This is a genomic window from Polynucleobacter campilacus, assembly GCF_002206625.1.
In the GTDB taxonomy this organism is placed as follows: Bacteria; Pseudomonadota; Gammaproteobacteria; order Burkholderiales; family Burkholderiaceae; genus Polynucleobacter; species Polynucleobacter campilacus.
Genome location: NZ_NGUP01000003.1, coordinates 431,185 through 451,149, shown reverse-complemented (window position 1 = coordinate 451,149; position 19,965 = coordinate 431,185). Strand labels below are relative to the sequence as shown.

At 45.6% G+C, this 19,965-nt stretch carries 23 protein-coding genes and 1 tRNA gene; 12 read left to right on the top strand and 12 right to left on the bottom strand.

Annotated elements, in window-relative coordinates:
- Positions 1–9: 9 nt before the first annotated feature.
- Genes CBI31_RS05685 through CBI31_RS05665 form a run of 5 tightly spaced genes read left to right on the top strand, consistent with a single transcriptional unit; the run spans position 10 to position 4,054 of the window.
- On the top strand, positions 10–795 hold the full coding sequence (locus CBI31_RS05685) for an SURF1 family protein (protein ID WP_240553758.1): 786 nt from the start codon (positions 10–12) through the stop codon (positions 793–795).
- A complete protein-coding gene (locus CBI31_RS05680; protein ID WP_088525430.1) occupies positions 792–1,448 on the top strand; it encodes a hypothetical protein in 657 nt (218 codons plus the stop codon). Before CBI31_RS05685 ends, CBI31_RS05680 begins: the two co-directional genes overlap by 4 nt.
- Entirely contained in the window at positions 1,448–2,572 is a 1,125-nt protein-coding gene (locus CBI31_RS05675; RefSeq protein ID WP_088525429.1) for a COX15/CtaA family protein, read from the top strand. Before CBI31_RS05680 ends, CBI31_RS05675 begins: the two co-directional genes overlap by 1 nt.
- Positions 2,569–3,462: a heme o synthase gene (gene cyoE, locus CBI31_RS05670; protein ID WP_088525428.1), complete on the top strand. Its 894-nt coding sequence runs from the start codon at positions 2,569–2,571 to the stop codon at positions 3,460–3,462. Before CBI31_RS05675 ends, cyoE begins: the two co-directional genes overlap by 4 nt.
- Position 3,463: 1 nt before the next feature.
- Positions 3,464–4,054, top strand: coding sequence for an SCO family protein (locus tag CBI31_RS05665; RefSeq protein ID WP_088525427.1), 591 nt, complete (start codon positions 3,464–3,466; stop codon positions 4,052–4,054).
- A 36-nt stretch (positions 4,055–4,090) separates the two neighbouring features.
- Here CBI31_RS05665 and rpoH read toward each other — a convergent pair whose 3' ends face one another.
- Together rpoH and ftsY are read right to left on the bottom strand one after the other, a co-directional pair.
- Positions 4,091–5,020, bottom strand: coding sequence for an RNA polymerase sigma factor RpoH (rpoH, locus tag CBI31_RS05660; protein WP_088525426.1), 930 nt, complete (start codon positions 5,018–5,020; stop codon positions 4,091–4,093).
- 92 nt (positions 5,021–5,112) lie between these two features.
- Positions 5,113–6,003: a signal recognition particle-docking protein FtsY gene (gene ftsY, locus CBI31_RS05655; protein WP_088525425.1), complete on the bottom strand. Its 891-nt coding sequence runs from the start codon at positions 6,001–6,003 to the stop codon at positions 5,113–5,115.
- Between the two features lie 64 nt (positions 6,004–6,067).
- On the opposite strand from ftsY, the gene CBI31_RS05650 reads away from it, so the two are divergent.
- The 5 genes from CBI31_RS05650 to CBI31_RS05630 are packed head-to-tail and all read left to right on the top strand — an operon-like array spanning position 6,068 to position 10,198.
- Positions 6,068–7,435 carry a M16 family metallopeptidase gene (locus CBI31_RS05650; protein ID WP_088525424.1) on the top strand — a complete coding sequence of 456 codons (1,368 nt, stop codon included), beginning with the start codon at positions 6,068–6,070 and terminating at the stop codon, positions 7,433–7,435.
- A complete protein-coding gene (locus CBI31_RS05645) occupies positions 7,435–8,772 on the top strand; it encodes a M16 family metallopeptidase (protein ID WP_088525423.1) in 1,338 nt (445 codons plus the stop codon). The genes CBI31_RS05650 and CBI31_RS05645 overlap by 1 nt, the downstream gene beginning before the upstream one ends.
- On the top strand, positions 8,765–9,382 hold the full coding sequence (gene rsmD, locus CBI31_RS05640; protein WP_088525422.1) for a 16S rRNA (guanine(966)-N(2))-methyltransferase RsmD: 618 nt from the start codon (positions 8,765–8,767) through the stop codon (positions 9,380–9,382). Before CBI31_RS05645 ends, rsmD begins: the two co-directional genes overlap by 8 nt.
- Before the next feature lie 36 nt (positions 9,383–9,418).
- Positions 9,419–9,916, top strand: a complete 498-nt coding sequence (coaD, locus tag CBI31_RS05635; protein WP_088525421.1) for a pantetheine-phosphate adenylyltransferase — start codon at positions 9,419–9,421, stop codon at positions 9,914–9,916.
- A 15-nt stretch (positions 9,917–9,931) separates the two neighbouring features.
- Positions 9,932–10,198 (top strand): YfhL family 4Fe-4S dicluster ferredoxin, encoded by a 267-nt coding sequence (locus tag CBI31_RS05630; protein ID WP_088525420.1) that lies wholly within the window; start codon positions 9,932–9,934, stop codon positions 10,196–10,198.
- On the opposite strand, the gene pth is transcribed toward CBI31_RS05630, so the two are convergent.
- The 6 genes from pth to CBI31_RS05600 all read right to left on the bottom strand — a co-directional run bounded on the left by pth (position 10,195) and on the right by CBI31_RS05600 (position 15,143).
- Positions 10,195–10,785: an aminoacyl-tRNA hydrolase gene (gene pth / locus CBI31_RS05625; protein ID WP_088525419.1), complete on the bottom strand. Its 591-nt coding sequence runs from the start codon at positions 10,783–10,785 to the stop codon at positions 10,195–10,197. The genes CBI31_RS05630 and pth overlap by 4 nt on opposite strands.
- A 98-nt stretch (positions 10,786–10,883) precedes the next feature.
- Positions 10,884–11,546: a 50S ribosomal protein L25/general stress protein Ctc gene (locus CBI31_RS05620; protein ID WP_088525418.1), complete on the bottom strand. Its 663-nt coding sequence runs from the start codon at positions 11,544–11,546 to the stop codon at positions 10,884–10,886.
- A gap of 136 nt (positions 11,547–11,682) precedes the next feature.
- Entirely contained in the window at positions 11,683–12,651 is a 969-nt protein-coding gene (locus CBI31_RS05615) for a ribose-phosphate pyrophosphokinase (protein WP_088525417.1), read from the bottom strand.
- 54 nt (positions 12,652–12,705) lie between these two features.
- Positions 12,706–12,782, bottom strand: a tRNA-Gln gene (locus CBI31_RS05610).
- A gap of 5 nt (positions 12,783–12,787) precedes the next feature.
- On the bottom strand, positions 12,788–13,663 hold the full coding sequence (ispE, locus tag CBI31_RS05605; RefSeq protein WP_088525416.1) for a 4-(cytidine 5'-diphospho)-2-C-methyl-D-erythritol kinase: 876 nt from the start codon (positions 13,661–13,663) through the stop codon (positions 12,788–12,790).
- Entirely contained in the window at positions 13,656–15,143 is a 1,488-nt protein-coding gene (locus CBI31_RS05600; RefSeq protein WP_088525415.1) for a lipoprotein insertase outer membrane protein LolB, read from the bottom strand. The genes ispE and CBI31_RS05600 overlap by 8 nt, the downstream gene beginning before the upstream one ends.
- Before the next feature lie 35 nt (positions 15,144–15,178).
- On the opposite strand from CBI31_RS05600, the gene mutM reads away from it, so the two are divergent.
- A complete protein-coding gene (mutM, locus tag CBI31_RS05595; RefSeq protein ID WP_088525414.1) occupies positions 15,179–16,015 on the top strand; it encodes a bifunctional DNA-formamidopyrimidine glycosylase/DNA-(apurinic or apyrimidinic site) lyase in 837 nt (278 codons plus the stop codon).
- A complete protein-coding gene (gene mutY, locus CBI31_RS05590) occupies positions 16,015–17,145 on the top strand; it encodes an A/G-specific adenine glycosylase (protein WP_240553754.1) in 1,131 nt (376 codons plus the stop codon). The genes mutM and mutY overlap by 1 nt, the downstream gene beginning before the upstream one ends.
- Here mutY and rapZ read toward each other — a convergent pair.
- From rapZ to hpf, 4 genes are read right to left on the bottom strand one after another with little or no spacing between them, the layout of a single operon-like run.
- Positions 17,090–17,980, bottom strand: coding sequence for an RNase adapter RapZ (rapZ, locus tag CBI31_RS05585; protein ID WP_088525412.1), 891 nt, complete (start codon positions 17,978–17,980; stop codon positions 17,090–17,092). The genes mutY and rapZ overlap by 56 nt on opposite strands.
- Before the next feature lie 3 nt (positions 17,981–17,983).
- Positions 17,984–18,958, bottom strand: coding sequence for an HPr(Ser) kinase/phosphatase (gene hprK, locus CBI31_RS05580; RefSeq protein ID WP_206075471.1), 975 nt, complete (start codon positions 18,956–18,958; stop codon positions 17,984–17,986).
- Positions 18,959–18,966: 8 nt separating this feature from the next.
- The gene (locus CBI31_RS05575) at positions 18,967–19,428 is read right to left on the bottom strand and encodes a PTS sugar transporter subunit IIA (protein ID WP_088525410.1); all 462 of its coding nucleotides are present in this window, start codon (positions 19,426–19,428) and stop codon (positions 18,967–18,969) included.
- A gap of 33 nt (positions 19,429–19,461) precedes the next feature.
- On the bottom strand, positions 19,462–19,785 hold the full coding sequence (gene hpf / locus CBI31_RS05570) for a ribosome hibernation-promoting factor, HPF/YfiA family (protein ID WP_088525409.1): 324 nt from the start codon (positions 19,783–19,785) through the stop codon (positions 19,462–19,464).
- Positions 19,786–19,965: the final 180 nt, after the last annotated feature.

Genomic DNA, 19,965 nt, shown 5'->3' with positions numbered 1-19,965 from the left:
TGAAATCTCTTGAATACGCTTTTTACTACACTCATTGCTAAGCGCATAGTTGCTACTGTATCAGCCTTGTTGGTTGTTGCAATTGCTTGTGCTGCTGGCATTTGGCAGCTGAATAGGGCAGAGAGCAAGATTACTTTAGCTGCTAATTTATTGGCACGGCAACAGATGCCAATTTTGACTGCGAATGATGGCCCTTTAAGCTTAGAGGATGCGAGTGAGCGCCGCATGATTGCTCGTGGGCAATATATACCGCAGGCGGCTATTTGGTTGGATAACCGACCAAGACCTATTCCTCCAACTGGAAGTAATACCTCACAGTCTGGTTTTTATCTCCTGATGCCATTGCAGCTTGAGGGGCGTGATGAGATTCTATGGATTAATCGGGGTTGGGCGCCACGCAATAGCCAGAACAGAGAGTCTTTGCCGCCAGTGAAAACGCCAACTAAGGTGGTCACGATTGAAGGTATTGTGTTCGCTCATCCCGGTAAGGTCTATGCCTTAGGGGAAGGCCAGGCCATCATTGATACGAACAGGCCTCGCATTGAGCAAAATTTTGATTTACGAGCCGAGGGTAAGTTGCGTGCTTGGGTGCAAAGCCCTTTTATTTTGCGAGAGATAGATACTGGTAATGATGATGGCTTATTGCGTGAGTGGGCTCCACTGACGACTGGAGTCGATCGCCATTATGCTTATGCATTCCAGTGGTTTGCTTTAGCAGTTTGTGGTTTCTTATTTTGGCTAATTACTGGCCTGCGGCAGTATTGGCGGCAGGATGTGAATGGGGATCAAGAGTGAGTGATAAAGAGTTATTAATTCCAGCTTCGCAGACTGATTCGGTAGCAATCAATGCGCAGACTCGTCGCGGACGCATACAAATGCTCTTGCTTTTACTGGCATGTGCTACGCCTGTGATCGCTTCATATTTGGCGTATTACGTAATTAAGCCTGACTGGGGCAAGACGAACTTTGGAACTTTGGTTTACCCAGCCCAAGAATTCAATTCTGCATGGCTAGATGTTCCGCTTCAAGGCAAGTGGACTTTACTGATTGCGCGACCAGCAGGCGAATGTCAAATTAAGGATGAAAAATGTATTGAAGCATTTTTTCTAATGCGACAAGTGAAGGTTGCCATGGGTAGAGAAAATAAGCGTGTTCAGCTACTTTGGATCAATACCGATGGTAAGCCTGTTGACCCTGAAGTGGCAAAGGCCTATGACGAGCAAGTTGCTGGGTTCAAGATTGTTGCACTACCAAGAGACCCTAAGCTGAAGACGGATTTTGAGGCTTGGCTTAATAAAGAGGGCGGCGGTCAACAAATTCAGTTGATTGATCCAAGTCCAGCCAAGATGATGTATTTCCCAGTTACTAATTCCCCTAAGGAATTTGCTTTCATCAAAAAGGATTTAGAAAAACTCTTGAAGTTAAATCACAAGGGCGAAAAACTGTAATGCCTACTTTTGTTTTGTTCTTAGAGTTAGCGGCCATCGCAATTATTTTTGCTTGTCTGCCATTGGCTTATCTTTGGACAAGACCAGGGTATAGTTTTTTCCAAAAACTCAATTGGGTGTTGGTCTTTATGACCTTCGATCTCATTGTGTTCGGCGCATTTACCCGCCTGACAGACTCGGGCCTTGGTTGTCCTGATTGGCCTGGTTGCTATGGCGCCTCTAATCCTTTTCATGCTCTTGGAGAAATTGCGCAAGCTGAAACTGCAATGCCTACTGGGCCTGTCACAGTGATCAAGGCTTGGATAGAAATGATTCATCGCTATCTCGCAATGACAGTGGGCGCCTTAATTTTGGTGCAAGTAGGTGTGGCTTTTAGCAAACTGAAGTCCTTAGGAAAATTCCCTTTGTTTTATAGCTTAGGATTGCTCTTACTGGTATGTATTCAGGGAGCATTTGGTGCTTGGACCGTAACCTTGAAATTACAGCCCATCATTGTGACGATTCATTTAATGCTCGCCTTATTTTTATTGGCCTGCTTAACTGTCTACGCTCAGCAGACTTGGGAGCAGAGCGCCTCTGTTCATACTCTGCGTATACGTCCTTTACCGGCTCAACTATTACTCGTTGCTTTTGTAGTGCTTACTATCCAAATCTTTTTAGGCGCTTGGGTTAGCACTAATTACGCCGTACTAGCTTGTCCTGATTTTCCAACATGCCTAGGCAGTGTGTGGCCAGAAACTAACTGGGGCGAAGGCTTTACGCTTTGGCGTCAATTGGGCCTTAATGCTCAAGGTGAATTTATTTCTCCAACGGCCTTGCAAACCATTCATTGGGCACATCGTCTGTTTGCTCTTACAGTCTTGATAGTCCTAGGTGCATTGAGCCTGAAGGCTTTGCAGTTAGCAACCCCAGTATTATCTGGACTTAGCCGCTACGCAAAACTTTTACTAGCGATACTCTTACTACAAATCATTACTGGAATATCAAACGTCGTATTTCAGTGGCCATTATTAGCGGCTTTATTGCATACCGCTGGCTCAGCGGCTTTAGTATTCTGTTTAGTCAGAATGAGTTATTGGTCATCTTGGCGCCAACCTATTCAAAAAAAGATGGCAAAGTTATGAGTACACCCAAAACATTTACGCCTGCGGAAATGCCGCGTTGGCGCCAATACTGGGTTTTAACTAAACCCAGAGTGACTCAACTTGCCGTTTTTTGTGCCTTGATCGGCATGTTCTTGGCTACACCAGGGATGGTTCCTTATCCCGTTCTATTTGGTGGATTTGTTGGTATTTGGTTATTGGCGGGTGCAGCGTTTGCTGTGAACTGTTTAATTGAGCAAGCAGTGGACGCAAAGATGAGACGTACCTCTTGGCGTCCATCAGCAACCGGTGAAGTAACTCGATTTCAGATTATTGTTTTCTCAATCATTCTGGGTTCGCTCGGTATGATTATTTTGTGGAACTTTTGCAACCCGTTAACAATGTGGCTAACTTTAGCAACTTTTGTCGGGTATGCAGTGATTTACACCTGGCTGTTAAAGCCAGCTACACCCCAGAATATTGTGATCGGTGGTCTCTCTGGAGCAATGCCACCAGCGCTTGGATGGGCGGCCGTAACCAATACAGTGCCTGCTGAAGCCTGGCTCTTAGTATTGATTATTTTTGTCTGGACACCTCCCCACTTTTGGGCCTTGGCCCTGTATCGTCGTGAGGACTATGTGCAGTCAGGTTTACCGATGCTGCCAGTAACGCATGGTGAACGCTTTACAGTACTCAACATTCTTTTGTATACCCTGATATTGATCGCAGCGACTCTACTACCCTATATCTACGGTATGAGTGGCATGGTGTATCTCTTCTCGGCCACTATTCTTGGATTAATATTTTTAGCTTATGCCATTGCTTTATTTATTTCTTATAGCGATGCCTTGGCTAAAAAAACTTTCCGCTTTTCAATTACCTATTTGTCTTTGCTGTTTGCAGCGCTGCTCATAGATCACTACTTCCTCTAAGATGAATATCTCCCTTTTGCGTACTTGTTGTATTGCTGCTTTGTTGTTGATTTTGACAGCTTGCAGTCCAAAGCCAGAATTCAAGAATATTGATATCACTGGTAGTACGGCCTTTGGCAAAGACTTTAGCTTGGTAGATCCGGATGGTAAGGCAAGAACCCTAGCAGACTTTAAGGGCAAAGTAGTGGTGATGTTCTTTGGCTATACACAGTGCCCTGATGTTTGTCCAACCACTTTGACTGAGATGCAGCAAGTGATGACCATCTTGGGGTCTAAATCAGATAAGGTGCAGGTACTTTTTGTGACTGTCGATCCCCAGCGAGATACTGCTGCGATTTTGAAGCAGTATGTTCCGGCATTTGATCCGCGCTTTTTAGGACTTCGCCCTGAGGATGATGTTGCTTTAGAGAAGGTCGCCAAAGACTTCAAGATTTATTACAAGAAGGTTCCAGGCATCAGCCCTGGTTCTTATACGATAGATCACACAGCAGGTAGCTATGCATTTGATCCGGAGGGTCGATTGCGTTTATACATCAAGCATGCTCAAGGTCCGGAGACCTTGGCGCATGATTTGAAAGAGCTCTTAAAGTAATAGAGTGCTACTGAGGGCTAGAGCAGCTTAAGTTATTTAAGCCGCTTCAGATTGCAGCATGCCGCGCATCTTCTTGAGAGCTGCTGTCTCAATTTGACGGACGCGTTCAGCTGAGATACCGTATTCATCGGCAAGATCGTGTAAGGTTTTTGTGCCCTTACCATCAGCATCCATTGCGAGCCAGCGTGACTGAACAATGTTGCGGCTACGCTCATCTAAGGCCATCAAGGCTTGATCAAGTTTAGGGCCTTGGAGCGCATCGCTCTCATTGCTAGCAATGCGTTCTGTAGGCTCTTGGGTGTTATCAGCAAGCCATTGAATTGGTGCATAGGCTGCATCTTCATTGGTGTCATCACCTTCAAGGGCAACATCACCACCAGCAAGACGCATTTCCATTTCTTTAACATCAGAGTCTTTAACATCAAGCGCTTTAGCTAAAGCATTGATTTCACCTGGAGTGAGGGCACTCAAAGTAGGTTTGTTGCTGCGTAAGTTAAAGAACAATTTGCGTTGTGCTTTAGTGGTCGCCATTTTGACTAAGCGCCAATTCTTCAGAATGTACTCATGAATCTCAGCTTTGATCCAATGGATTGCATAAGACACTAAGCGTGCGCCATTGTTTGGGTCGTAGCGTTTAACGGCTTTCATCAAGCCGATGTTCCCTTCTTGAATTAAGTCAGCATGTGGAATGCCATAGCCAAGATATTGGCGCGCCACAGAAACTACGAGGCGCAAATGGGAGAGCACCAAAGTTTTAGCAGCATCGACGTTTTCAGTCCGACGAAATTCCTGCGCAAGATGTAACTCTTCTGCGGCACTGAGCATTGGTACGCGATTCACGTACGCAATATAGGAATCAAGAGTGCCTACCCCTAAGGATGGCAACATCGGAAATGCAGACGCAGATGCAGCCTGGGCTACAGGCAGTCTTTGCATATTCAGATTGTCAGATTTCTTTAGAACCATTTTTTTTGCAAATAAGAGGTGTTAATAGACTTCTATTTTAGCACTCCTGTCAAGAGAGTGCTAATGGTTTAAATATTCCGTAAAATACTGATTTAATTGAATAATTCAGATGAATATTGCCAGGCTGTGAATGGGGCTAAATCATCAATCCCCTCACCTTTGCCAAGAGCCAATATGGCTGGTTTTGGGCCATCTTGGAGGGTATGTGCCAGGGCGCAGATAACGCCGCCCTTGGCAGTGCCATCTAGCTTGGTAACGATGATTCCAGTAAGACCCAAGGCTGCATGAAAAGCCTTCACTTGGCTCAAACCATTTTGACCGGTATTGCCGTCAAGCACCAGTAAGGTGTGGTGAGGTGCCCCAGGTAATACTTTGCCAATGACCCGTTTCACCTTCTTTAGCTCTTCCATCAGGTGATCCTGAGTGGCAAGTCGTCCTGCAGTATCAATAATCAAGATATCGCTTTTACGCGACATAGCTGAGTGGACAGCATCATGAGCAACCGCAGCAGCATCGCCACCTTTTTGGCTAATCACCTCTACTTGATTACGACCCCCCCATTCTTGCAATTGATTTCGTGCGGCAGCCCTAAAGGTATCTCCTGCGGCCAAGAGAACAGATTTACCTTGAGACTGAAAGAGTCTGCAAAGCTTGCCAATCGTTGTCGTCTTACCAGCGCCGTTTACCCCTACTACCAACCATACTTCTGGGATGTTGGATTTACTAGAATCAAAGAGTGGATTTGGTAAGGGCTCTAAGGCCTGTAAAAGTGCGCTTACTTCTTCAATCAGAAGCGCTTGGAGTTCTTCAGGGCTTGAAGCTTTTTCGGATTTAGCTGCCTTACGAAGCTTAAGTATCAATTGTTCAGTCGTAGGTAGGCCTACATCACTTTGAATCAGTGACTCTTCCAAAGTATCAAACCAAGCCTCATCTGTTTTACTTGATTTAAAAAGGGATCCGAGGGTTTTACGTAAGCCGAACATAATCGATACAATTTAAACCTTGCATCTTATCAATTTAATTTTTTGGGATATGGTGATTTAGTACATGCGTTCCAATTTACTCCGAATTTGCTTTTTATTCTTACTCTGCACCCCATTATCTTGGGCCGCTAGTAGCAATTCTGCTGATACTCACGAATTTTTGCTCAGTAATGGATTAAAGCTGATTGTTCGCGACGATCATCGCGCGCCTACTGTTGCTCATATGGTTTGGTATCGCGCAGGCTCGATGGATGAGGTGAACGGTCGCACTGGGGTCGCTCACGTTCTCGAACACATGATGTTTAAGGGGACTCATACGGTGAAGTCTGGAGAGTTCTCGCGATTGGTCGCCGCCGTTGGCGGGCGCGAGAATGCATTTACTTCCCGTGATTACACTGCCTACTTTCAACAAGTTGAAAAATCGAAGCTAGATGAGGTGATTAGACTTGAGGCAGATCGCATGTCAAATCTCAATTTTGATGATGCGGAGTTCTTAAAAGAGATTCAGGTAGTTATGGAAGAGCGCCGCTTACGTACTGAAGATAATCCCAGCAGCCTCTTAAATGAATCACTCATGGCCACTGCTTATATGAGCTCGCCTTATCGGCACCCGATAGTTGGCTGGATGAATGATTTGCAAAATATGAAGGCCTCCGATGCGCGTGACTGGTATCGCAACTGGTATGCGCCAAATAATGCAACCGTAGTGATTAGTGGTGATGTCGATCCCAAGCAAATTCTGAAGACAGTTGAAAAGTACTACGGCGCAATTGCTATGAAAGAGTTGCCAGCACGCAAGCCGCAAGTTGAGCCGCCCCAAAAAGGAATCAAGCAAGTACAGGTGAAGGCTGCAGCCGATAGTGCCCAATTGGCCATGGCTTGGAAAGTGCCGCGCTTAGAGCCTGGCAAGCTGGATGATCCTGAGCCCTACGCTCTAGAGCTTCTGACTGCTGTGCTCGATGGTTATGACAACGCCCGCCTCAATAGAGTTCTAGTTAAGCAGGAAAAAGTGGTCAACGATGTTGGTGTTGGCTACGACATGATTTCTCGTGGACCAGAATTATTTTTGATTAGCGTTTCTATGGCCAAGGGTAAGACTGTTACTCAAGCCCAAGCCAGTATTCGTAAAGCCTTGAATGAATTAAAGCAAAAAGGGATATTAGAGTCTGAACTTAAGCGCATCAAGGTGCGCATTCTGTCTGATCAAATTTATAAGCGTGATTCTATTTTTGGTCAGGCAATGGAAATTGGTACCACCGAGATGGCAGGATTTTCTTGGAGAGACATTGATTACATGTTGGAGAAGATGCAAACAATTACGCCTGACCAGGTTCAAGCAGTTGCTCAAAAATATTTGGTGGATACCGGTTTAACAATTGCCGTGTTAGATCCTCAGTCCCGCAAATCTGAAGTCAGCAAGGAGAGCAAATAATGAATGCTCTCAAAAAAAGTATTTTGATTTGCTTACTGACATTTGGCTTCTTTACTGCCGCCCATGCCATTTTGCCGATTGAGAAGCTAGATAGCTTTAAAGGTAGCAAGGGATATTTAGTTCAAACTAAAGCGCTGCCCATGGTTGATATTGAAGTCAGTATTGATGCTGGCGATCGCTTTGACCCATCGGGCAAGAGCGGTCTAGCCGATATGGCAGCAGGCCTCATGAATTATGGTTTGAGAGGTGATCAAGGCATTCTGAGTGAGGCTCAGATTGCCGATGAGATCGCAGATTTAGGTGCCAATATCGGCCTATCTGTTGGTGGCGAACGCGCCATTTTGCGCATTCGTAGCTTAAGCAGAAAAGATTTGCGAGACCGAGCAGTGAAATTAGCTGCGGCAATGTTAAGTTCCCCTACCTATGACACAAAAATAGTTGAACGAGAAAAGCAAAGGACGATTACCAATTTGCTTGAAGCTGAAACAAAGCCAGAGTTTGTACTAGAACGTCGTTTTGCAAAAGCTATCTATGGCAATTATCCCCTTGGAAATACCCCAACTGTTAAATCAGTGGCTGCAGTCAGAGCAAAGGATTTAACACAATTTCATCAGCAGTTTTATCGCAGTGATCGCATGATTGTGAGCATTGTCGGTGATGTCGATCGAGTCCAGGCTAATGAAATCATGCAGACCCTACTGCAAAAGATTCCCCAGTCTGGGAATCCTATTGCTAAGTTGCCAGAGTTACAGCGCTCCCCAGTAGAGCCGCTAGACCAACGTGAAATCCAGATTCCGTTTGATTCCCAGCAGGCACATATCGCTATGGGTATGACGGCGGTAACTCGAAGCAATCCCGATTACTTCCCCCTTTTGGTTGGTAATTACATATTAGGTGGTGGTGGCTTTGTATCTCGTTTAATGTCAGAGGTGCGCGAGAAGCGTGGGCTTGCCTACAGCGTCTCTAGTTACTTTGCGCCTGGTAAAGATACCGGTATTTTCAAGGCCGGTCTTCAGACCAAGAATGATCAGGCTGTTTTGGCACTAGAGGTCATGAGTTCAACGATTGGAAAATTTATTGCTGATGGCCCATCGCAAGCTGAGCTACTTGCTGCCAAATCTAACTTAGTTAACGGTTATCCATTACGGATTGATAACAATCGAAAATTATTAGATAACGTGTCATCAATCGCATGGAATGATTTGCCGCTCGATACGATGGAGGTTTGGACTAAGCAAGTAGAAGCAGTTACTTTAGAGCAAGTGAGCGCTGCTTTTCGAAAATATCTAGCAATGGATCGAATGAAGATTGTGGTGTTAGGGGAAAAAAATAAATAAGTCCACCAAGACTTTAAAGGCAGAGCCGCCCAAAAAGGTGCGCATCATCGGAGGCGTTTGGAGAAGTCGCTTATTAACCGTTTTAGATTTGCCTGGATTACGCCCAACAACTGATCGTATTAGAGAAACCCTATTTAACTGGCTTGGCCAGGATTTAACAGGGTTGCATTGTCTAGATCTATTTGCTGGAACTGGTGTGCTGGGTTTTGAGGCAGCCTCTCGCGGCGCTGAGTTGGTAGTTCTATTGGAAAAAGATAAAAAAGCCCATGCAAGTTTAGTGAGTAATTTTGCTTTGCTACAGTCTTCACCCGTTAGTGGCGAGGTAGGAATTTTGCACAGAGATAGTCTTGAATATCTTAAGCAACAGGCAAATCACTCAAGCAACTTAATTTTTATCGACCCCCCGTTTCAGGAGCAGGGTTTATTGGATCAAACTCTAATTGAGGCTGGCCGGGTTTGTGATGATTCCAGCGGGGGTGGCATTTATGTCGAATTTCCCTCCAGTCGTGCTCGCGATGAGATAGAGGCCCTACTCCCAGACTGGCATTGTGGAAAATACTTAGAGGCAGGCCAGGTAAAAGCCTGTCTATTTCGGGGTAGAAGAGGCTAAACTCTTGCCTATAGCTGATAAAGCCTTAGGAGAGTTATGACTGTCGCTGTATACCCAGGAACATTTGATCCCTTTACTCGTGGTCACGAGGATTTAGTGCGTCGTGCATCCAGCATTTTTGATAAGCTGATTGTGGGCGTTGCCTCTAGTCGTAGCAAGCACCCCTTCTTTTCATTAGAAGAGCGCATTGATATTGCTACCGAAGTTCTGAGTCATTACCCCAATGTCAAAGTAGTTGGCTTTGACGGTTTATTAAAAGATTTTGCACGTGAGCACAATGCGCGAGTGATTGTCCGCGGCTTGCGGGCAGTTTCTGACTTTGAATATGAATTCCAGATGGCTGGCATGAATCGTTATCTCCTGCCTGATGTTGAAACCCTTTTCTTAACCCCCTCCGATCAATATCAATTTATTTCGGGCACCTTTGTGCGTGAAATTGCCTCTATGGGCGGTGATGTCAGTAAGTTTGTTTTCCCATCTGTTGAGAAGTGGTTGGTCAAGAAGATGGCGAGTAATGGCCAGGCTAAAAAGTAAGGTTAGCGCGTACATATGGCCTTAATGATTACGGACGAATGCATCAACTGTGATGTGTGCGAGCCCGAGTGTCCTAATGATGCGATTTATATGGGACTTGAGATTTACGAGATCAATCCTGATAAATGCACAGAGTGTGTTGGACACTATGATGCCCCTCAGTGCCGCCAAGTTTGCCCAGTAGATTGCATTCCATTTCATCCTCAATATACGGAATCTCAAGAGCAGCTCATGGCGAAGTACAAGCTGTTAACTGCAAGCAAAAAAACAAATGCTGTTTAGCCTTTGGAGTGCAGCTCCAGCATGGCAGTTTGAGTATCGCCCTTCATAAATAGCGGCAAGATCTGTAGGCTATTTTCAATACTGGTATGAATCAGCTTTTGTTCTGCCTGTTGCGGTCTACGTAATACATAATCTGCCACATCCATCATGCGACCATCACCAGCCACATCTCGTGGATGACCGATGCCTAAGCGAAGACGCCAGTAGTCTTGCGTTCCTAAGTGCGCTTGAATGTCTTTTAAGCCGTTGTGGCCGCCAGTGCCGCCGCCCAACTTAATCCGGGCAGTCCCCGGCTTTAGATCGAGCTCATCTTGAACCACCAAAATATCTGCAGGTGTGATTTTATGAAAGCGACACAGAGCACCCACTGCTTGACCGCTGAGGTTCATATAAGTACTAGGCTTAAGAAGAAAGAGATCTTCACTTTCCCATTTTGCTTTTGCAATTTTTCCATGAAAACGTTTTTCAGACTCAAAACGGACATTGAATTGTTTTGCTAAGGCATCAACAAACCAAAAGCCAGCGTTATGCCGATCTTCTTCGTGCTCGTCTCCAGGATTGCCTAGCCCAACAATTAATTTAGTCATGGTGGGAGTTTAAAGTCTTCAAGACTTTTCTACAAAAAGTAAAAAAGAAAGCCCGCTTGCGCGGGCTTTCTGAATGCAAGCAGTGTAGCTTAAGCAAATTAAGACTTTTCTTTGTCCTTAGCAGCTGGAGCTGCAGCTGCAGCAGCGTCAGCTGCAGGAGCAGCTGAAGGAGCAACTTCTTCAGTCTCAGCAGCTTTAACGGCTGGAATACGTGCGTTTGCAATCACTGGATTCTCTTGTTCAACATGCAATACCAAGCTAACGCCTTTTGGTAGTACAACGTCTTTAGCGTGAATAGAGTGACCTACTTCAATTTTGCTCAAGTCCACCTCAAGGAAGCCTGGCAAGTCTGCTGGCAAGCAAGAAATTTCCAGATCATTGAGGATGTGGCTAATAACAGCGCCTTGCAATTTCACGGCAGCTGAAGTCTCAGCATTGGTGAAGTGCAATGGAACGCGCATATGAACTTTCTCAGTCGCAGATACGCGCTGAAAGTCAATGTGTAATACCAATGGCTTAAATGGATGCATTTGGTAATCACGTAACAACACTTTTTGTGTTTTTCCGCCGATTTCCAAATCCAAGATGGATGAGTGAAATGCTTCTTTACGGAGAGCATGAAACAGTGCGTTGTGGTCTAACTCGATAACAGCGGCTGCATCTTTACTACCGTAAACGATTCCCGGAGTTTTTCCGGAATTGCGCAGACGGCGGCTCGCACCCGTTCCCTGTACGCTTCTTTCAAAGGCTACTACTTTCATATTAAATTCCCTAGTTAAGGTTAATTTCCGTTCGCGACCAAACAGAAAAGCCTTCGATTATATCGTGGGAAAGGAAGTTTTTGCCTACAAACCCCTCAAAATTGCCAAAAAACGCGGTAAAACGGGGATTTTTGGCCTATTCGGCAAACATCGACATGACCGAGTCGCCCTTGCTAATGCGGGAAAGGGTTTCGGCTAAAAGGGGGGCTACTGTCAATTGACGAATTTTGGTCACTTTCATGGCCTCAGGAGTCAATGGAATGGTATCGGTCACGACCAATTCATCGAGTTCAGAGGCGGCTATACGAGCGACTGCACCGCCCGATAGGACTGCATGAGTACAGTAGGCAGTAACACCCTTAGCGCCACGCTCTTTGAGCGCCTCAGCTGCTTTACAGAGGGTCCCACCGGTATCAATGATGTCATCCATGATGACGCAATGACGACCTTCGACTTCACCAATCAGATGCATTACTTCAGAAACGTTTGCTTTAGGACGACGTTTATCAATAATTGCTAAATCAGTACCGAGTTGTTTTGCCATTGCGCGAGCGCGAACAACACCGCCAATATCTGGAGAGACGATGATGAGATCTTTTTGCGTCTTCTGCGCTTCTAGGTCAGCCAAGAGCACTGGTGAGGCATAAATATTGTCTACTGGAATATCAAAGAAGCCTTGGATCTGATCGGCATGGAGATCCATGGTGAGCACGCGCTCAATACCAGCAACCGACTGCAGCATATTGGCGATGATGCGTGCCGAGATTGCAACCCTGGCAGAGCGAGGGCGACGGTCTTGGCGGGCATAACCAAAGTAAGGAATCACGGCAGTGATACGACCAGCTGACGCACGCTTAAGAGCATCAATCATGATCATGAGCTCCATTAAGTTGTCGTTCGTTGGAGCACAGGTAGATTGAATCACGACAACATTTTTACCGCGGACGTTTTCTTGAATCTCGACTTGAATCTCACCATCTGAGAAACGACCTACGAAAGCTTTGCCCATATTGAGTTTGAGCTCTTTGGCAACAGCCTCTGCCAAAATGGGATTTGCATTGCCTGTGAAAAGGGTCAGTAAATCTGAGTGGGTCGGGGTAGTCATAGGATCAAGGGCTTTGTCGGGTCAAAAGATTATCTTTATCGTTTCTACAGTATTTGGCAGGGGAAGAAGGATTCGAACCTTCGCATGCTGGAATCAAAATCCAGTGCCTTAACCAGCTTGGCGATTCCCCTACAGCTCATTCTGAAGAAATCAAATTGTAAGCGGGATTTTTATTTAAGCCCCCAACAATCCGACCTATCCATCCCTGTGGAAGAGTTTGTAAAAGATTTTCTAGTTTTGCGGGATCGGTCTTAGGGTCTAAGACGGCAAAAACGCTACTTCCAGAGCCCGACATACGGGGCTTTGAGCCCGGTACTGCGCGGCTAATCCAATCCAAAGCTTGCTTCACTTCAGGGCAAATCCGCATCGCTACAGCCTGACAATCGTTTGATAAATCGGACCATGGTGACGCAAGAAAGCCATCAATTGTAATCTGAGCGTGATCTCGGGTCAATTCTGGGGCTTGAAAAATGCTTGCAGTGGCGATTCCCTGCCGGGGAAAAATCACCAAAAAATCACGCTTTTCCAACTCAATTCCTTGAAATTTTTCGCCTATTCCCTCTACAAAAGCATTTTGTCCATAGATAAAGAAAGGCACATCTGCACCCAGTTGCAGGCCTAAGCTCGCTAAAGTTGCCTGGTCTAATTCGAGATTCCAGAGCGTATTAAGTCCGATCAAGGTACTTGCTGCATCAGAAGAGCCGCCACCTAATCCAGCGCCCATCGGAATTTCTTTTTGAAGACTAATTTCAACCCCGCCCTCAAACTTGCAAAAGTTTTTTAATAGTTTTGCAGCACGTACAACCAAATCTTGTTCCGGCGATACGCCAGGGATTGGGTTGATTCGGCGCACTTCATTTTCTGGAATGATTTTTAAAGTGACGGTATCGCACCAATCAATCAGTTGAAAAACAGATTGAAGTAGGTGATAGCCATCGGTACGGCGTCCAACGATATGAAGAAAAAGATTGAGCTTTGCTGGTGATCGCAGCACCAAGATTGACTTACTCATTGGGATGGTCAAAAACCAAACGAATATCAATCGATCCAATATTAGAATTACGCGTCATCGTGAGTTTATCTAGGCGCATGTTCTTACCCCAGGTATAAGCTAATTCCCAACCATCCTGATTAATTTTGCTCACTTGACCTTTGGCATTTCTATCAATGCTAGCTTCGCTACCCGGTCTCACTTCACCTCTGAGCCAATTTGATAGGCCACGCGCAGGCAAGGGCAAGCCCAGAGTATTTTGTATTAATGTGTCTGCATCAATTGCGGTGACGACCTGACCATCGCGCTCTAAAGTTGCCTCACCAGGATTGATCGTTATTTTTGCAATAGAGCCACCAATAGGATTTCGAATTTCCAAGATATCCTTGAGCGCATCTTGAGTCAAAGTAAAGCCACCTGAGCCACCTTGATTTTGCGAGTCAGTAATACCGATGACTTTTACTGCGAAACGGCCATCCCATGAGCCTTGAGGAGGTTTTTCTGGGGTAGACCAGTCTGGTTTGAAGCGTTTTAAAGTTTCTTTGAGGGTCGGATTATTGGCGTCTAATTTTTGTCCTTTGGACCATACCTCTTCTGCCTCAGGGCGACGATTCATAATCCATAAGACTTCGCCAGTATGAGCGGCAATATCAGCCTCAGGCTTCATCGCAAATGCCTGCTGCAGTTGCTCTAATGCCAAAGCATTTTTCCCCAGCCTAAAGTTCACCCAGCCCAAGCTATCTAAAATGAAAGCATCTTTTGGGGATAGTTCATGTGCTTTACTAATCAGTGCAAACGCTTCAGGAAGTTTGATGTTGCGATCAGCTAAAGAGTAACCTAAAGCATTCAGAGAGTTGGCATCGTTTGGACGTTTACGTAAAATTTCACGCAAAGTTTTTTCCATCACATCGTTGCGCCCATATTTTTCTGCAGACATCGCATAGGTGTAAAGCAGACCTGGATCTTTTAGTGGCACTTTGACAGTAGATGCAATCTCATAGAAAGCTCGTAATGCTTCCGTTTCATCTTTTGCTTTAGCAAGCAATGCTTGTAGTTGCAATAAAGTATTTTCTTGTTGCGCTGGAGTTTGTTTCCGTAGCAAAGAAATTGCTGGTTTCACCGTATCAGGCCAGCGATTACTCAAAACGAGGAGAGTAATGAGTACCTCCTTAGGTTTGGTTTCTGAGCTTGGCGATAGCTCATCCCATGTTTTTGCAGCCTGAAGCGCTAAATCGGGCGAGCCTCCGCTAATAGCGATTTCCATTGCTCTTTGAGCCAGACGGGGGTCTTTGTACTGCCGGGCCATTTCCAGATAGGTGTTGTAAGCCAGCCCAGCCTCGCCCCTTTGGAGGGCTATCTCTGAGGCAAGCACCTCAAATACCCCTTCACCAGTCTTTAAGCCATCTATTTGGGCCTGGGTTTGGCCAGAAAAGACTAAGCCGCTAGATGCGACCAAAAGGAATAAGCCCTGCAAAAGGGGCTTGCGTATGAATTTGCTCATAAGCACATTCTAATCTGCGAATCTACAATCCATTGATGCCAGAACTTCCAGAAGTAGAAGTCACCAGATTAGGAATTGCCCCCCACCTTGAGGGGCAGAAGGTCAGCGCCGTCAAAGTGCTGGATGGGCGCTTGCGTTGGCCCGTGCCTACTAAATTGCCTAAGATTTTGACAGGGCAGAAGGTTCAGTCGATTACAAGGCGCGGCAAATATCTCCTCCTGGAAATGGATACCGGTCATTTACTTATCCATTTAGGTATGACTGGAACCTTGCGGATTCTGCCAAGCACTGACTGTTTGAAGCCTCATGATCGTGTCACTTTTGAATTTGGCAAGCTGAGTCTGCGATTACACGACCCCAGAAAATTTGGCGCAGTTTTATGGCACGCCAATACAAAAGGCCCGCTTGAGAAAAATACCCTTTTACAAAAGTTAGGCGTTGAGCCTTTTTCAGCTGAGTTTGCAGGTGAGCTTGGGGCAGATATTCTTTATAAAGCCTCACGTAAGCGCAGTGTTGCGGTGAAGCAATTTTTACTGGCTGGTCAGGCCGTAGTGGGCGTCGGTAATATTTATTGCTCAGAAAGTTTATTTGAGGCGGGCATTCATCCTGCAAAAGCCGCTGGTAAGTTAAGCAAGCCCCAGTGTGCTCGTTTAGCAAATGCAGTCAGACTCATTCTGAAAAATGCGATTGCTGCTGGCGGTAGTAGCTTGAAAGATTTTGTAAATAGCGAAGGTGATCCCGGTCACTTCATGGTGCAAACGAAAGTTTATGACCGCAAAGGCTTGCCCTGTAAGGTTTGCAAAACGCCGATTACACAAATTGTCCAGGGGCAGCGCTCCACCTATTTCTGCCCCCAATGTCAAAAACGATAATGAATGCTTTTGCAAAAAAGCTGATTGCTTGGCATGGGGTCAGCGGCCGCTCAGGTTTGCCATGGCAAGGTAATCGTGACCCATATGCAGTTTGGGTTTCTGAAATCATGCTGCAACAAACTCAAGTTGCTACAGTTTTGGAGCGCTATCCGCGCTTTATGAAACGCTTTCCGACTGTCAAAAAATTAGCGGCAGTTGATATTGATGAAGTATTAGCTGAATGGGCGGGCTTGGGTTATTACTCACGTGCTCGAAACTTGCACGCATGCGCAAAGCAAGTAATGCAGGAATTTTCTGGAAAGTTTCCGAGCGATCCAGTTTTGCTTGAGCAGCTAAAGGGGATTGGTCGATCAACAGCAGGAGCGATTGCCGCTTTTGCTTTTCATGAAAGGGCGCCAATACTAGATGCAAATGTCAAAAGAATTCTGGCGCGCTTATTTGCTGTTGATGGCGCAATACAAGATAAAGCAGTGAATGATCGCCTATGGCAGCTAGCTAATGATTTATTGCCTAATGAATCAAAAAATATACCGGTGTATACACAGGCCTTGATGGACTTTGGAGCCACTTGGTGTACATCCCGTAAACCAGTATGCATGGGCGTAGAGAAAAAATGCCCCTTTGCAAAGGATTGCCAGGCGAACTTAAGTGATCAAGTTCTAGCTTTACCTCAAAAGGCAGCAAAAGCAAAGTCACCAGAGTTTGATTGCGATATGTTATTGGTCAGATCAGGCAATTTTGTACTTTTACAAAAGCGACCCAGTAAGGCAATTTGGGGTGGGCTATGGTCTTTGCCGGAGTCACCCTGGAGGCCAAAAACTAAAACAGTTCCAAAGCCAATGGGAGGTACTAAGGCACTGCTTTCTATAATCCTGCCCGAAGAAAATAGTGCTAGCTTGGCTAAATCTTTAAAGGGACTAAAGCAGGGTAATCAAATTAAACATATCTTCACCCACCGTCGTTTATGGATACAGATTTGGGAATTAAACTCTGCGAGCGCAGTAGAGTTCTCGAGCTCTGATTTGAAGTGGGTACACCTTAGTCAGTTAGGGCGATATGGCTTGCCACAACCAATTAAAGTTTTACTGTTGGGATTGAGTCTAGCTCGCGATGACGGTCTAAAAAACTAAGTTGCAGAGCAGCCAAATCTTTTTGTGCACGAAAGTGTTCGCTAATACGATTAACTAAATAGACTGAGCGATGTTGTCCACCGGTACATCCAATTGACACCGTTAAATAGCTACGACCATCTGCAATGTAGTGCGGTAACCATTTATCAATAAACTGAATAATGTCACCTTCCATGCTAACTACTTCAGGGATTTTCTCAAGGAACTCTTTAACCGGCTTGTCTTTACCAGTTAGTGGCCTTAGATCCTTATCGTAATAAGGATTGGGTAGGCAGCGCACATCAAACACTATGTCAGATTCACTGGGAACTCCCTTTTTGAAACCAAAGGATTCAAAAATCACGGATAGCCCTAATGGCTTATCTTTGAGAAGATCGCTAATCCAGGAGCGCAGGGCATGCGCTGGCAAATTACTAGTATCAATACTATGCGCCTGGGTGCGAAGTGGTTCAAGCAGGTTGCGCTCTCTATCAATCGCCTCAATGAGTGTTGCAGATTGTGATGGTTGGGCATTCGTTGATAAGGGATGGCGTCTGCGGGTTTCTGAAAAGCGCTGCACTAAGGTATTGGTGTTAGCGTTTAAGAAAACAATTCTGACTTGATGATTGCGACGCAAGTTCTCGAGAATGGAGGGCAGTTCAGCAATGGATTCGCCGCGACGTGCATCAATTGCTACTGCTACACGCTCACTCTTTTCTTTTTCGAGGGTGACAATCAAATTCTCAAGGAGGGTGACTGGCAGGTTATCTACACAGTCATAGCCTGCATCTTCAAAAGCCCTCAAGGCGACTGATTTACCCGAGCCAGAGATTCCGGTAATCAGATTAATTTGCATAGCTTAGAGTAAGCGACCCTGAGATTTGACTGAATCGGCTTCAGTATTCATTTGAATGCGTTGACGTTCCATGAATTCTTTTAAGGTATCGATACCACGTAATTGCAAAATTGTATTACGAACAGCAGCTTCAACTAGGACCGCTAAGTTACGTCCTGCAGCAACCTGAATTTTTACTGTACGAATCGGAACCCCTAGAACATCAATGTGTTGAGCTTCAAGAGGTAATCTTTCAAACTCTCCATCCGTTCTGCGAACTAGCTGAACAATGAGACGGAGCTTGAGCTTGCGACGTACGGCAGTTTCACCAAAGATGGTACGAATATCCAGCAGGCCTAAGCCACGAACTTCAAGTAAGTTGCGCAGGATAACCGGGCAACGTCCTTCGATATAGTCTGAACCAAGGCGAGCAAAATCAACAGCATCATCTGCCACCAAGCCATGGCCACGAGAAATCAGCTCAAGACCCAATTCACTTTTACCTAAACCTGATTCACCAGTTAGCAATACACCTAGGCCCAGGATATCCATAAAAACACCATGCATTGTGATTTGAGGCGCACCAATTTTGGTGAGATAGATCCGCAAATGATCAATCACTTCTGCTGCAGAGATGGGGGTAGTAAATAAAGGGGTGGAAGTGCGTTGACAGTAGAGCTGCAAATCTGAATCAGCTGATTTACCATCGGCTACGATGACACAGGGAGGCGTTTTAGAAATTAAGTTAGCGATTTGCTCTTGCTTTTGTTCGGGCTCGAGGGCTGCATGATAGTCAACCTCTTGTTCACCAAAGATTTGGATGCGACTTGGGTGAATGAGATTTAAGTGCCCCACTAAGTCTGAGCTAGCTGCAGCTGCTTTGACTGCCTCCGCCGGGAAGGTGCGATCTGCGCCTTCTAGTCCGCCAATCCAGGAAAGCTTGAGATCTGCAACATTGTCATCAAAAATCTGCTGTGCAGTTACTCCTTCGAGGAGCAAGGGCTGTGTCATTTTGTTACATCCCACTCTTGTAATAATTCGCATACCTTCACTGGATCGTTGGCAGACGACAGAAATTGACGATTGTCCGCATCAGATAGCAGTTGTGCAATAGAAGACAGAATTTCTAAATGTTGTTGAGTAGCTTTTTCAGGAACCAATAAAAAAATCAGAATGGATACAGGCTCACCATCGGGTGCGGCGAACTCAATCGGATTTTTGAGTTTTATAAAAGCGGCGCTTGGTTGCTTGAGGCCTTTAACGCGTCCATGAGGAATTGCAACACCAGCACCAAGTGCGGTCGATCCTAAATCTTCACGTGCGTTCAAAAACTCTACGACGGAAGCCGCATTAATACCTACTTTTTTAAAGAAGAGGTCCCCAGCTGCTGCAAATGCATCAGCTCTGCTATTGGCAGGGTGATTTAATGCAATGCAGTCAGGGGTGAAAAGATTGGTCAGGGCATTCATTAGAATTGATTATAGGTGTCCTGACTGTTAATATCACTCAAATCGCTTATCGTGGTGGTGATCCTGGATCTTTTCTTTGTGTTTTACAACCTGGCGTTCTAACTTATCGACTACGGCATCCATCGCGTGGTAAAGGTCGGAATTGTGCGCCTCGGCAAATAATTCCTTGCCTTTCAGGTGAATGGTAATTTCAGCGCTCTGACGAAGTTCCTTTTCTTTGGCGTTATCAACTACAAGAAAGGCAGATGCATCAATGACATGGTCAAAGTGCTTACGAATTTTGGCCATTCCAGCTTCAAGGTGGGCACGCATGGCTGGGGTTACTTCCAGATGGCGGCTATTAATTTTCAAATTCATCAGCATCTCCTTATATACGCGTGCGCATGCTCATGCCTGGGGTGCGCAGCAAGCCCCTGAAATCGTTTGAACGGTATTTTTGGAAGGGAACTTCATGAACCTCCAGCGTATCAGCGAATTTGCTGAAAACCAAGAGGGAAAGCCATCTTTATTAGTTAAATGGCCCAGAAGGCCGCCCAG